Source organism: Rhizobium sp. FKL33 (assembly GCF_005222915.1).
Classification (GTDB): Bacteria; Pseudomonadota; Alphaproteobacteria; order Rhizobiales; family Rhizobiaceae; genus Rhizobium_E.
In genome coordinates this window covers 141944-155689 of sequence record NZ_STFX01000020.1, presented here as the reverse complement: position 1 = coordinate 155689, position 13746 = coordinate 141944, and the positions used below count along the sequence as shown (strand labels likewise).

13 protein-coding genes are annotated in these 13746 nt (G+C 62.3%); 3 read left to right on the top strand and 10 right to left on the bottom strand.

The features are described 5' to 3' along the window. The first annotated feature begins 113 nt into the window (after window positions 1–113). The 3 genes from E8Q41_RS13140 (at window position 114) to E8Q41_RS13130 (ending at window position 2000) form a co-directional block, all read left to right on the top strand. Window positions 114–569, top strand: coding sequence for a hypothetical protein (locus tag E8Q41_RS13140; protein WP_137155998.1), 456 nt, complete (start codon window positions 114–116; stop codon window positions 567–569). Between the two features lie 238 nt (window positions 570–807). Continuing rightward, window positions 808–1224: a hypothetical protein gene (locus E8Q41_RS13135; RefSeq protein ID WP_137155997.1), complete on the top strand. Its 417-nt coding sequence runs from the start codon at window positions 808–810 to the stop codon at window positions 1222–1224. 140 nt (window positions 1225–1364) lie between these two features. Beyond that, window positions 1365–2000, top strand: a complete 636-nt coding sequence (locus tag E8Q41_RS13130) for a recombinase family protein (RefSeq protein WP_137155996.1) — start codon at window positions 1365–1367, stop codon at window positions 1998–2000. A 200-nt stretch (window positions 2001–2200) separates the two neighbouring features. On the opposite strand, the gene E8Q41_RS13125 is transcribed toward E8Q41_RS13130, so the two are convergent. The 10 genes from E8Q41_RS13125 to E8Q41_RS13080 all read right to left on the bottom strand — a co-directional run bounded on the left by E8Q41_RS13125 (window position 2201) and on the right by E8Q41_RS13080 (window position 13664). Beyond that, window positions 2201–3604: a tyrosine-type recombinase/integrase gene (locus tag E8Q41_RS13125; RefSeq protein ID WP_348640021.1), complete on the bottom strand. Its 1404-nt coding sequence runs from the start codon at window positions 3602–3604 to the stop codon at window positions 2201–2203. Between the two features lie 276 nt (window positions 3605–3880). Continuing rightward, window positions 3881–5548 carry an ABC transporter ATP-binding protein gene (locus E8Q41_RS13120; protein WP_137156010.1) on the bottom strand — a complete coding sequence of 556 codons (1668 nt, stop codon included), beginning with the start codon at window positions 5546–5548 and terminating at the stop codon, window positions 3881–3883. Window positions 5549–5553: 5 nt separating this feature from the next. After that, window positions 5554–6498, bottom strand: coding sequence for an acetamidase/formamidase family protein (locus E8Q41_RS13115; RefSeq protein ID WP_137155994.1), 945 nt, complete (start codon window positions 6496–6498; stop codon window positions 5554–5556). A gap of 176 nt (window positions 6499–6674) precedes the next feature. Next, complete coding sequence (locus E8Q41_RS13110; RefSeq protein ID WP_137155993.1) at window positions 6675–8294, bottom strand: ABC transporter substrate-binding protein; 1620 nt, start codon at window positions 8292–8294, stop codon at window positions 6675–6677. Window positions 8295–8321: 27 nt separating this feature from the next. Further along, window positions 8322–9242, bottom strand: a complete 921-nt coding sequence (locus E8Q41_RS13105) for an ABC transporter permease (RefSeq protein ID WP_137155992.1) — start codon at window positions 9240–9242, stop codon at window positions 8322–8324. After that, a complete protein-coding gene (locus tag E8Q41_RS13100; protein ID WP_137155991.1) occupies window positions 9242–10090 on the bottom strand; it encodes an ABC transporter permease in 849 nt (282 codons plus the stop codon). The genes E8Q41_RS13105 and E8Q41_RS13100 overlap by 1 nt, the downstream gene beginning before the upstream one ends. After that, complete coding sequence (locus E8Q41_RS13095) at window positions 10090–10671, bottom strand: ANTAR domain-containing protein (protein WP_137156009.1); 582 nt, start codon at window positions 10669–10671, stop codon at window positions 10090–10092. The genes E8Q41_RS13100 and E8Q41_RS13095 overlap by 1 nt, the downstream gene beginning before the upstream one ends. Further along, complete coding sequence (locus E8Q41_RS13090; RefSeq protein WP_137155990.1) at window positions 10671–11807, bottom strand: transporter substrate-binding protein; 1137 nt, start codon at window positions 11805–11807, stop codon at window positions 10671–10673. Before E8Q41_RS13090 ends, E8Q41_RS13095 begins: the two co-directional genes overlap by 1 nt. A 209-nt stretch (window positions 11808–12016) precedes the next feature. Continuing rightward, the gene (locus tag E8Q41_RS13085) at window positions 12017–12382 is read right to left on the bottom strand and encodes a response regulator (protein WP_137155989.1); all 366 of its coding nucleotides are present in this window, start codon (window positions 12380–12382) and stop codon (window positions 12017–12019) included. A 250-nt stretch (window positions 12383–12632) separates the two neighbouring features. Continuing rightward, entirely contained in the window at window positions 12633–13664 is a 1032-nt protein-coding gene (locus E8Q41_RS13080) for a GlxA family transcriptional regulator (protein ID WP_137155988.1), read from the bottom strand. Between the last annotated feature and the right edge of the window lie 82 nt (window positions 13665–13746).

Here is a 13746-nt window from a genome sequence, read left to right as displayed (position 1 = left end):
TGACTACCTAAGCCCCGCACAGTTTGAGAGACTGGCCGCTTGATCTGAAAATGCCTCTCCACTTTTCCGAAGCAAGTCCAAGAGGGCGAGCAGCAAGGGACAAGGCAATCAGCATGGGGCTGAAGAAGCTTCGTGAGCGCGTCCTGAAGGGTGTCGATCTGAAAAACGTGCTGATCACCTGCGCCAAGGAGAATTGGTTCCGAGCCGGAGATGACATCAACCGCAAGCCCAGCGGCTTCGCGAAGGATTCACGGATGTTCGAGTCTATCTGGCTGCCGAACACGACAAGGGGAACCAATGACTACGCCCATGCGAGTGTCTGCATCTACCTCTATGACCAGCATCTACACCCCATCCTCAGCCGGTGGCTTGGTCTTGCAGGGCAGAAAGGGGCCGGTGATCGATACGCCATGGCCGAACTGATCCAATGGGTCTTCCGGTCAAGGGTGCGAAAAGGTGAGCCGATCACCCTCTTCCTTCCGTCTGCCAGGATGCGGAGTATCCTTCAGGGATGGCTGGAAGGCGACGACCTGACGACCAAAATGGACACCGTTGCCTGGGCCGCGTGATCTCTCGGAAGATCCGCTCCATGGCCGGCCTCTCGGATGTTTATTGCAAAAATTCGAGAGGCCAAGATCAGTAATCAAGAATGGCGGTTCCCCCCGTGGGGTGTCCCGGGGCTGCAGGGGGCATACCCCAAGTCGTTCTCGCGGTGCGCTCCTGACGCCTTTGACGCGCCGCATTTGCCGTCCATCGACACGTGACCTTCTTGCAATGTCACACCGCCATCCAATCGCCGAGGTCCATATGAGAGCGCTCCCGATCATTCTCCTGATGGCCCTCGGCGTAAAGGACAGTCTTGCCGACGAGGCATACGAACACAGGCTGCAGAACGACCCCGCGTTTGCCCGAAGCGAGTTGAACCATCTGCTGGGTTATGAGCGATACGACACCGCAGTCGCCATTTCGACATTTGCCGGAAAGCAATGCCACATTCCCGAGCCGACAGATTTGCTCAAGGAAGCCGCACGGAAAGGCGACCACGCGACCGATATCGCTGTGACGCGGTCGGTCATTGCAGCGGTTCTACAGAGTGGCGCTACGGACCCGAAAAGCCTTCAATCGATTTGCCGGGAACTGCGTTTGCAGGTCCAGTATGTCGAGGCCGAGGTGGAATGCATGAATGCCAAGAGGCCTCACTCCGGAATCAGATCCTGCTTCTGAGTTTAGTCTTTTTGTCCATTTGGGTATACCTTTTCGGTCTCCTCTTCGAGCCGCCGCTGAGCGTCCGATAGGATTGACTTTCGATTTACGGACAGATACTCATTCGGACGCATGTTCAACGGACAGACAGGTTAGTCGCTATGGCCACCTTCCTCTATGCCCGCGTGTCCACGTCGGAGCAGACCATCACCCACCAGAAAACCCAGGCCGAGCAGGCCGGCTTCACCTTCGACCACGTCATTGTCGACGAAGGCGTATCCGGAATGTCCGTGCCCATGAGAGAACGACCGCAAGGACGGCGGCTCTTCGACATGCTCCGCTCCGGAGATGTCCTTGTCGTTCGCTGGGTGGATCGCCTTGGCAGAAACTATCTGGATGTCACCGACACCATTCGCGAGTTCATCCGGCGCGGCGTCGTCATCCGGACCATCATCAACAACATGACCTTCGATGGCTCCACCCGAGACCCCATGCAGATGGCCGTCCGGGATGCGCTGATCAGCTTCATGGCAGCCTCTGCTCAGGCCCAGCTTGAAGCCACCAAGGAGGCGCAAAAGGCTGGCATCGCCAATGCCAAGGAAAAGTCCGCTGAAGCCTATAAGGGACGGAAGCCGAGCTACAGCCGAGAGCAGATGAAAACGGTGCTGGACCTTTCAGCCAAGGGCACAGGCATCGCGGAGATCGCCCGGACGGCGAGCCTGTCACGACAGACGGTTTACCGGATCGTTGAAGACCCGGCTGCCGCCGAGAAGGCTCTCACGATGTGGCGACTGTGAGCCAGAGGGGGCCATCTGTGTGTTTTCGGCATTACGTTAGATTTCAGTTACGCAATCCGGCGTGTGTCTGAATCATTTGCCCGCAGCACCCCGAGCGATTTCCTTCAGCAACAACTCGGCCTCAGCCAGCACTGTCTGGATTGCTTTCGAATCCACATCGGGCGGGTAGCCGACAGACCGTTTTAAAGATTGGCGATATTCTATTTGGAGATACAGTCGCTTTCGGACGAGGTCAGAGCTGTTGGCAGCTTCACCGCCTCCACGCAAGCCCGCAATTGCTCCTGGGTCAGCCCACCGAGATAGACGCTCGTCGTCACGCTTTGCGGCTTGTGCCCGACGACCAGTTGCACCACCAATTCCGGTTGGCCAGCCTGAAGCGCCTTGGTGACGAACCAACGGCGAAAAGAATGGAAGTTAATCCGATCACGCCGCTTGCCCTCGACTTTATCGGTGACGCCGATGGACTTTCGATAATAGCCAAAGGCCTTGACGGCAGGCATGGAACGCTCCTGCGGCTTATCTTCAGCAACTGCAGGGCACTCCGGAAAAAGATCGTCGTCCGACTGCTTTCCCTTGATCAGATCATCGATCACCGGCCTGAGATCGGGATGGATCGGCACGAGGCGTGAGTTGCGCTCCCTTTTCTGTGCTTTGAAGCGGATGCAACCATCCTCAGTGATATCCTTGCGCCTGAGACTGATAACGGCGTCAATGCGGGCCCCTGTCAGGGCTCCGATCAACATAAGGGGCTTCAGGTAACCCTGATTGGGCTTTCCTTTCAGAAGGCGCAAGACTTCGTCGTCGGTGAACGGGCGCTCTTCTTCGTCCTCCTTCGGTTTGATTTTCGGGAGGGACTGGCCCTTCCATGGCGTCTTCTCGTCGTCTGCCAGTCCGCGAGCGCCGAGCCACTGCCAGTATTTCGAGAGACAGGAGAGATATTTGTTGATGGTCCGATTGGTGAGCGGCCTCTCCTTGTTCGCGCTTAACGCCCCGATGAATTGCCCGGCACGCTTCCGGGTGATGCTCTCCACCGTGAAGACAACATGTTCGCTCTCGCACCAGCTCTGAAGCAGTTCCAGTGCGCGGTCACAATCAAGCTTCGTCCTTGGCGACCAGCTGACTTCACCATAAAAGCGTTGCAGTGGCTCTCGAAGAGGAGTCGCCTTTCCGGTGGCGATTTTCACGAAAAGATCAGCCTTGGCTTCCCTCAACGGATCGTAAACCGGCTCTTCGGTGACAGGATCGAAATCGATCTCCCTGCCCAAGAGATCCTCGGCGATGATCGAAACGCCATCCAGCAACTCGTCCTTCAGGGGGCTGTCTTCTGGAACCCGAACGAGTTCTTCACGGATGCGTAGGGCAAGACCGACAGGGTCATTTCGGGTCTCGGTCTTGGACGCCTCCAAGACTGCTTTGACCTTCTCGACCTGCCCCCGACGGGCATCCTCGATGAGCTTGAAGAAGTCCGCCAGAACGGAATGCTTCCGCCGCTCCGCCTCCATTTGGCTATGGGTCTCAAGGGAACGTTTCAGGCGCGTCTTGCCAAGCACTGAAACCAGTTCACGCGGGACCGGGACAGACACCCTCCAACCGCCATTATTCATCTTCTCAAGATAGCTGGGGGTCCTTTTCCGAGCCATCTGCGTACCTCAAATAATCCTGATGTATGCACCTCAAGCCGCTGAAAAACATGATTTTTATTTGATGTCAAGACGTTAGGAATGCACCAAATTAGGGTCCAGGTTCCCAGCCAATTTGCTCTTCGCAAAATCGAAACTGCGTCATGCGGATTGGCCTTTACGTACCCTCGCCATTGCCCGCAAGCAGACGAAACGACGATAGGAGAACCGCTATCTTGGCGGTTCACTGCCTTGTGTTTCTCACGCTACATCGCGATACAATTTCGGATCCGGTATCGGCACAGCCGCCATCAGGCCGCGGGTGTAATCGTCCTTCGGGTTCTCGAATACGGCGCGGCGCGTCCCCATTTCCACGATCTTGCCGCCGCGCATCACGGCGACATGGTGCGACATCTTCTCGATCACCGCCATGTCGTGGGAAATGAACAGATAAGCGAGACCCATCTGCTCCTGGAGCTCGAGCATCAGGTCGAGCACGCGGGCGCGGACGGAGACGTCGAGGGCGGCGACACTTTCGTCGGCGACGATCAGCTTCGGCTCCAGAGCGAGCGCGCGCGCGATGCAGATGCGCTGGCGCTGGCCGCCGGAGAATTCATGCGGATAGCGGGTGGCGGCGTCCGGCGTCAGACCAACGCGGTTCAGAAGCGCCGCGACGCGATCGCGACGGTCCGAAGCGTCGCCGATGCCGTGGATCACAAGCGGCTCGGCAATCGCCGCGCCGACGCTCATGCGCGGATCGAGCGAGGCGTAGGGGTCCTGAAAGATCATCTGCGCGGCGCGGCGCAGCGGCCTAAGCGCCGTCTGCGACAGGCCGGAAATCTCCTGGCCGGCAAGCTTGACGCTGCCGGTGAACGGGATGAGGCTGAGCACCGCCTTGCCGGTGGTGGATTTGCCCGAACCGCTTTCGCCAACCAGACCGAGCGTCTGGCCCGGCTCGATCGAAAAGCTGATCGCATCCACCGTCGGCGCATTGGCTTTACCTTTGCCGAACCAACCGGTTTTGGAGCCATAGGTGATCGAGAGATCGCGGACCTCCAGAACGGGCGCAGCGGCTTTGGGCGGCAGGGCGGCGTCGGTGATGCGTGGCGGCGCATCCGTGCCGGCATGGGCGCCGAGCCGTGGCACGGCGGCGAGCAATTCGCGGGTATAGGCTTGCTGCGGACGATCGAAGATGTCGAGCGCGTCGCCCTGCTCCACGATCCGGCCGCGCTGCATGATGGCGACGCGATCGGCCATTTCGGCCACCACGCCCATGTCATGGGTGATCATCAGGATCGACGTGTTGAACTCGCGGCGAAGCTCGCGCATCAGCGTGAGAATCTGCGCCTGCACGGTTACGTCAAGCGCGGTGGTCGGCTCGTCGGCGATCAGCAGTTTCGGCCGGCAGGACAACGCCATGGCGATCATCACCCGCTGGCGCATGCCGCCCGAGAGTTCATGCGGATATTGCGTCAGCCGCTCGGCGGGTTTGGTCATATGCACCGCTTCCAGCATGGAGCGGGCGATCGAGGAGGCGCTTTCTCTGGCGTCCTTCTGATGCTCGCGAATGGCTTCTTCGAGCTGGGCGCCGATGGTCATGACAGGATTGAGCGAGGTCATCGGCTCCTGGAAGATCATCGCCGCCTCGCCGCCGCGCACTTGCCTCAGCGCGCGGTGGGAGAGGCCGAGAAGATCACGGCCGGAGAGCAGGATCTGGCCCGAGGCGACTTTCAGCGACGCCTTGGGCAGGAGCCCCATGATGGCGAGCGAGGTGACCGACTTGCCCGACCCGGATTCGCCCGCCAGACACAGCGTTTCGCCCGGCTTGAGGTCGAAGCTGACATCGTCGAGAATGCGCTTCAGACCTTCGGGCGTGCGGGCGTCGACCGTGAGATTGCGGAGCGAAAGAACGGGGGCGGGCGAAGTCATTTGCGTCACGCGAGCACGATCCTCGGGAAGTAGAAGGACACGACCCAGTTGGGCATGTCGACGATTTCGCTGATGCGCAGATCGCCGCAAACGGAGCAGAGCATATAGGCGTCGACGGCGCTGTAGCCGTGCTCGGCCGTCAGCAGATCGATCATGCGCATCACAGCTTCACGCGCGCCGGTCATCAGATCCGGGCCGATGCCGGTCGTCACCTCATAGCCCGCGCCATCGAGATGGCGGGTCACGGGTTCGGTGGTGGTGAAGCGCGGCGTCTTGAGATTGGCGCCCTTGACCAGATCGAGCGTCAGTTCGACATTCATCTGGCTTTCGATCGCCGTGCCGCAAACCTCGCCGTCGCCCTGGGCGGCATGGGTGTCGCCGACCGAGAACAGCGCGCCTTCGACTTCAACAGGCAGATAGAGCGTCACGCCGGCTGTGAGATCGCGGATATCCATATTGCCGCCGACCCGGCGCGGCGGCACCACCGAATGCAGGCCGGGCTCCGCCGGCGCCACGCCGATCGTGCCGGTGAACGGCTTGAGCGGCACGCGACCGCCGGGTCCGAAGGCGGAGGGCGCCATGGTTGCGGTGTCATAGGACCAGACATGCAGCGCCGGATCCTTGAAATGGTCGGCGAGCAGGCCGAAGCCGGGAATATTGGCGGTCCAGCCATAACCGCAGGGGTGGAATTTGCGGATGGTCACCTTCAACGCGTCGCCGGGCTGAGCGCCCTCGACATAGACGGGGCCGGACACCGGATTGATCTTGCCGAAATCGAGCGTCGCGAGCGTGTCGAGATCAGCGTCGCGGCCGATCTGGCCGCCGGACGAATCCATGCATTCGAACAGGATGGTCTCGCCCGGCCTGGCGGTCAGCGCCGGCGGAAAATCCTTGTTCCAGCCGAAATTATGCTGGGCGCGGTGGATGGTGTGGGTGCAGGCGACGCACATGGGGTGTCCTCCGAGGATTGATTTTGTGGGAGTCTGCCCCTCATCCCCCTGCCGGGACCTTCTCCCCGTAAAACGGGGAGAAGGCGGATGTGGCAAGAACGGCGCTCCAGCTCGCTTCTCCCCGCGTGCGGGGAGAAGGTGGCGGCAGCCGGATGAGGGGTAGGCTCAGACCCGTCTCAGGGCTTCACATAAATCGCGTCGTAATTGATGACGCGGGTGGGGTCGATGTAGATATTATCGGCGCCGCCCATGCGGAGGGACTTGGCGACGACGCGGCGTTCGTTGATGACCGGCACCCAGGGGGCGTCCGCCATGATGTCGGTGAAGATTTTGCCCCACACCTTCTGACGCTCGGCGGCCTTGGCGGGATCAGACATCGAGTCGGCTTCCACCGCACGCTTGTCGAGATCCTTGTTGCAGTACCACGACCAGTTCCAGCCGCCCTGCACGGCCCCGGCGCAGCCGAGGATCGGGCCGTAGAAGTTGGACGGATCAGGAAAGTCAGCGATCCAGGCCATGCCGCCCGACCAGATCATCGGCGCTTCGCCTTCCGTGCCGCCCGCAGCGATGACATTGCCCTGGGCGAGCGCGCGGACTTCGGCCTTCACGCCGATGGCCGCGAGATCCTGCTGGATCGCCTGGGCGATGCGCGGCTGCGGATCGGTGTTGGTAGAAAAGAGCACCGTCTCGAAACCGTCGGGATAGCCGGCTTCGGCGAGCAGCGCCTTGGCCTTTTCGACGTCATAGGCGTAACCGGTGAAGCTCTTGTCGTAACCCGGCATCAACGGCGGCAGCGGCTGGTTGGCGGGCGTGGCGCGGCCGTTGAGAATGCGAGTGATGCGCTCCTTGTTGATGGCCATGTTGACGGCCTGGCGGACCTTCACATCGTCGAACGGCTTCACCTTGGTGTTGAGCGTGATGTAGCCGGTATGTAGCTGCTCGCCATCGACGATCATCTGCTTGCCCTCGGGCGAGTTCTTGATTTCCAGGAACTTGGCCGGCGGGATGCCGTCGCCGGCGATGTCCACTTCGCCCTTCTGCAGGCGCAGAAGCGCGACCAGCGGCTCCTGGCCGACTTCGATGGTCACCTTGTCGACATGCGGCACGTCTTTGACGAAATAATCGGGGTTGCGGTCGAATTCGAGCTTCTGGCCGATCGTCCAATCCTTGAGGATGAACGGGCCGGAGCCGACGGGCTTCTTGCCGAAATCGCCGGCGGCGGCCTCGACTGCTTCCTTCGGCACGATCGAGGCGAAGTTGATCGCCAGCACATGCAGGAAAGTGGCGTCGGGGCGCGATAGATGGAAGACAACCGTGGAGGCGTCGGGCGTCTCGATGCCCGAAAGCCCCTCGCTCTTGCCGCCGGTCACGTCCTCAAAACCCTTGATCGCGCCGAAGAAACCGGCGCCGGGGCCTTGCGTCTTGGGATTGACGGCGCGTTCGATCGAGTATTTCACGTCCGTGGCCACGACTTCGCGGCCATTGGAGAATTTCACGCCCTTGCGGAGCTTGAACGTATAGGTGAGGCCATCGGGAGCGACCTCGAAGCTTTCGGCCAGCGACGGCTTGAGATTGGCCGTGCCGGGCTCATAATCCATCAGCCGCGAATAGAGGCTCTTGATCAGCGACCAGTTGACCCAGTCATAGCCGATGGCAGGGTCGAGCGTGGTGATGTCGTCCTTGTAGGTGACGACGATGTCGCCGCCTTGGGCCGGCGTGTCCTGCGCCTGCGCCACGAAGGGTGAGAGCGCCATCACGGCGGCGGTGGTCGTTCCGAGCAGCCAGTGTCTGAACATGTCTTGTGTTCCCCTTTTTCCTGAGCTTCAGTGTGAACGGATGCGCGGGTCGATGACCGGCGCGATGAGATCGGCGACGAGATTGCCGATGATGATGGCGAGCGCCGAGGTCAGCGTGACGCCCATGATGATGGGAATGTCGACCTGCTGGATCGCCTGCCAGGCCAGCTGGCCGATGCCCGGCCAGCCATAGACGGCTTCCACAACCACCACGCCGCCCATGAACTGGCCGATATCGATGCCGATCATGGCGATGATCGGCAGCACGGCGTTGGGCAGCGCATGGCGGAGAATGACGCGCCGACCCGACAGGCCCTTGGCGCGGGCGGTGCGGATGTAATCCTGATTGAGCACGTCGATCATCGCCGAACGCACCATGCGGGCATACCAGCCGGCGCCGAGCAGGCCGAGCGTCATGGCCGGCAGGACGACATGCGAAAACGTGCCGTAGCCGCTCATCGGGAACCAGCCGAGCGTGGCGGCGAAGACATAGAGCAAAAGCAGCGCCACGACGAACTGAGGCGCGGACACGCCGACGAAAGCCGACATCATCACCAGCCGATCGACAAAGCCGCCGCGATTGAGCGCCGCGAGCGCGCCGAGCGCCGTGCCGAGCAGGACTTCGACGAAGATGCCGGCGGCCATCAGGGTGAGCGTTGCGGGCAATCGGGCCGCGATCAGCGTGATCACCTCGGTCTTCTGCGCATAGGAGCGGCCGAGATCACCCTGCAGGATACCTGTGACATAGTGGACGAACTGCCACAGCAGCGGCTGGTCGAGGCCGAGCTCATGGCGGATATTGGCGACCGTCTGGGCTGTAGCGCTGCGGCCGGCCAGCATGCGGGCGGGATCGGCGGGCAGCGCGTAGAGCAGCACGAAGGTGATGGCGGCGACGCCGAACAGGATGGCGGCGGACTGGATCAGCCGCTTGGCGAAAACGCTCAGCATCAGCCCCTCCCCCGCTGGGTCGGGTCGAGAATATCGCGTAGCGCGTCCCCGACCAGATTGAAGGCGAGCGCCGTCAGCAGGATCACCGCGCCGGGGAAGAAGACCAGCCAGGGCGCAGCCTGGAAATAGCTCTGGCTTTCGAAGATGATATTGCCCCAGGAGGGTTGCGGCGGCTGCACGCCGATGCCGAGGAAGGAGAGCGTCGCTTCGAGCAGCACGGTGGTGGCGATGCCGAGCGTGCCCCAGACGATGGCCGTGGGCGCAAGATGCGGCAGAATATGCAGGAAGAGAATGCGGCCATGACCGGCGCCGAGCGCACGCTCCGCCATGATGAAGTCGCGCTCCACCAGACCGCGCGTCTCCGTATAGACGATGCGCGCCACCTGCACCCAGTTGACGAGCGCAATGACCATGGCGACGATCCACAGGCTGGGCTTCAGGAGGGCAGCCAACACAATGGCCAGCAGAAGCGCCGGAAAGGCCATCATCAGATCGGTGAAGCGCATCAGGAGATTGCCGGCAAAGCCGCGCAGATAGCCCGCGACGACGCCGACCAGAAGCCCGATGCAGACGGCGACGCCATTGGCGACAAGGCCGATGACCAGCGAAGTGCGTGCGCCGTAGAGAAGCCGGGAGAACAGATCGCGGCCGAGCGTGTCGGTGCCGAGCAGGAACTGACCGCCGGGCGGCATCGGCGCGCCTTCGAGCGTCAGGCCGTCAAACATCTGGTTGTCGGGATCGAATGGCGCGATCAGCGGCGCGGCAAGCGCTAGAACCACGACGGCGACGACCACGAGGAGGCCGAACAACGCCGCAGGCTGCCGGCAGATTTCCTTCAACACGCGCATCAGCCCACCTCGCGCAGGGGTTCGGAACCGCCGAGGAAGAAGGCGGCGATCTGTTCGATGGGCATGCGCCGGCGCATGGCGCAGTCACGCAGCACGGCGTAGGCGCGGTCGTCGTCTAGTCCGCGCTCCTCCTTGAGGCGCGTGAGCGCGGCGAAGACCACGGGTCGGAGCTTCAGGCGCTCTTCGAGATGCGCCATCCGGCGCGCGGCTTCCAACCGCTCCTCATGGATTGACAGGGACAGAACCATGGCCGGATAGACAGCGGCGGCCGAGACCGGCTTGGCGATGATCGCCCCCGCCCCCTGGCTGATGGCCCAGGCGATACGCCCCGGCGCTTCCGACCCCAGAAGCGCGATGACCGGGCGGGACGGGCGGCCACTCCGCCAGGGCAGGAGTTCGTCCCAGCCCTGATCGGCGTCGACGAGCACCAACTCCGGCAGGGCGTCGGCATCGAGCGGCTGCCATTGCCGCGCCACATCGAGCCCGAGCAGCTTGAGCTGCCGGGTCAGCTTGTCGGTACTGCCGTCCTCCTGCGACAGGATCACGGCGCGCCAGCCGGCGAAATTGGGCGTCTTGGTCATCATGACACCACCCTCAATTTGGGAGCCGGCTTCCGGCTCGCGCCGGTGAGATAGGGATCGGCCGCCAGCGCCGGGCGCGAGGCGATCACATCGAAGCCCCTGTGATCATTGATACGCCCGAGATGGAAGGGCAGCGCAGCGTGATTGGTGTCGGGATCGAAATGCATGTCGCCGAACGGCGTTTTCCAGCTTTTCGCCATCAGTTCGGCCCTGACGCGGGCGGGCTCATCGGCGCCGGCCGCTTCGATCGCGGCGATGCAGAGGCTGGTGGCCGTGTAGGCGCTGGCGAAGACGCTGGACGCCACCCGCTCCTGCGGTCTCCAGCCTTGCATTCGCGCCTTGAACGCCGTGTTCTCGGCGGTCTCGAGACTGTCGAAATAGGAGGCGGCGCAAAGCTGGCCGACAGCCGCGCCCGCGGCGATGTCCTCGAGTTCGCATTCCTGCAGGTCGCAGCTCGCCACCGGGCAGTTTTCCGGCAGGAAGGCCGGATCCTTCTCGCCGAGCTCGCGCATGGCGGCGAGGAAGGCGTAACTTGAGGGGCCGATGAGATTGTTCAGAATAAAGCTCGGCCGCTTCTCGGCAATGTCGGCGATGATGCGCTCCACCGCCGTCTCCTCGAGCGGCAGATAGCGCTCGCCAAGCACCCGGCCGCCGGCATTGGCGACCAGTTCGCGCGCCAGCCGGTTCATCTCCCAGCCCCAGACGTAATTGGCGCCGACCAGATAGGGATTGGCGCCATGACGCGGCACGAGATGTTCGAACAGCGGGATTAGATGCTGGTTCGGGCAGCCGCCGATATAGATGACATTCTCATTGGCTTCGAAGCCCTCATAGGGGCACATATACCACAGCAGGCCGTCATGCTTTTCGGCCAGCGGAATGACTTCCTTGCGGGCGGCCGAGGTGATGGTGCCGACGATATGCCGGCAACCGTGATCGCGGATCAGGCTGCGCGCGCCGTCGAGATAGGCGGCGAGTTCGGCATGCGGATCGAAGAAGACCAGCTCGACGGCGTCGCCGCCGCGCTTGCGATAGTCGTCGAAGGCGAATTCCGCGCCGTCGCGCGCATCCCGTCCCATCGCCCCATAGGGACCGGTGGTCGAATAGAGAACGCCAATCTTGAACGGCTCGCGCATCAGAACCCCAAATACGAAAAACCCCATAACGCGGGTCCCTCGGATGAGGGGCGTTATGGGGGCGATATTGCCCGGCGACTTTGAAAGTCATGTCTTCGTCTGGACTTTGCCTAAACGAACGCCATGATTAAATGACGATCACCGACCGCTTGTCAAGCCCGCGATCCAGGACCGGGCGACAATTCCGGTCCGGAGGAGAGTGCTCGCCGTCACGCCGTGACGCGGGCAATGGCGTCGACGAGCTTGCCGGGATCGAAGGGCTTGACGATCCAGCCGGTGGCGCCGGCCTTGCGCGCCCGCTCCTTTTTCTGGGCGTCGCTTTCGGTGGTCAGCACCAGGATGGGAAGACCGCGATAGCGCTGGTCGCGCCGGATCCGCTCGATCAGGCCGAAGCCGTCGAGCCGGGGCATGTTGATGTCGGTGACCACGAGATCGGGCGCATCCGATTGCAGCGTTTCGAGCGCGGCGACGCCGTCCTCGGCTTGCGTGACTTGAAATCCCGCCTGGGTCAACGTCAGTGAAAGCATTTTGAGTATGGTCACGGAGTCGTCGACCGTGAGAATTTTCTTGGACATTCTTCATTCCTTAAAGTGACGCCGAGGCCATACCGGATCGGATCAAGCCGCGCCACGACCGCCTGCACATAACAATAACAAGAGGTTATCGGCTCACGAGACTGGCTAAAATGAAAAGCCCGGCGTTAACCGCATGGAAATTTCCGGCGATCGAAAGCCCGAAGCGGGGCGCCCGCATACGCGCAGCACGGGAAATTCCAGCATTCCGGACCCGATCTGGCTGTGGATAAACTCGGCGGGACGGGCGCGGTCAGCTGAGGCTCGCCACCGCGTCGGGGACGACGTTTGCGGCTTTGCTTTTCGCCGCCGTGCGGAATTTGGTCGGACGCTCGCCGAAGGCCTCGCGGAACAGACGTGCGAAGTGCGATGCGTTGTCGTAGCCGACCTGGGTGGCGATATCGATCAGCGGCGCCTTGGTCTGCAGCAGCAATTGCTTGGCCTTTTCGAGCCGCATGCGCTTGTAGATGAGCGCCGGCGAGCTCTGCGCCTTGTCCTGGAACAGCCGCTCGAGCTGACGGCGCGAGACGCCGACGGCGGCGGCGAGCTTGGGGATCGACAGCGCGTTTTCCATGTTGCGCTCCATGATGATCAGCGCCGCCTTGAGGCGGGGATCGTCGCTGTCGATCGACAGGGGACGGCGCGGCTGGATATCGAGCGCCGAACGCGCCTTTTCGATCTGCAGCACTTCGAGCGCGTTCCGCTCGGCGTCCGAGCTGATGTGTCGGCGCACGATGGTGGCGGCCATGTCGGCGGCGCTGCTGCCGCCGGCGCAGGAGCCGCGCATGCGGTCGAGGTTGAAGAGCCGATCGGCGCGCACCGAGAGATCGGGAAAGCGCTCGCGAAACGCGTCGTAATGCAGCCAGCTGACGCAGGTCTGGTGACCAGTCATCAGGCCCGCCTCGGCGAGAATGAACGTGCCGGTGCAGACGCCGATGAGCGGGATCTTCAGGCCCGCCGCCCGCTTCAGATAGGCGATGGTCGCCTCATCCACCGGCGCGGACGTGTTGAGAAGTCCGCCGACCACCACGATGTAATCGAAGGCGCGTGGATCGACGAGGTCCGACGTCGGGGCAACCTGCACACCGCAGCTCGAGGCGATCAGGTGCCGGGTGTTGCCGAGCACCTGCCAATCGGCGAGCTTGCGGCCTGACCTGTCGGCCTCGTCGCTGGCGAGCCTGAGCGTATCGACGAACAGCGCGAAAGCCGACAGCGTGAAGGATCGCGACAGGATGAAGCCGATCTTCAGCCTGTCCTTGCCCGAAGCATCCTGTGAAGCCTTCATGCCGCTCTCCGGAATTCCGATCGCCCAACGCATCTTCTTACGCTGACACTTGCGCAATGGCGCAGCCGAATTCAAGCGGAGC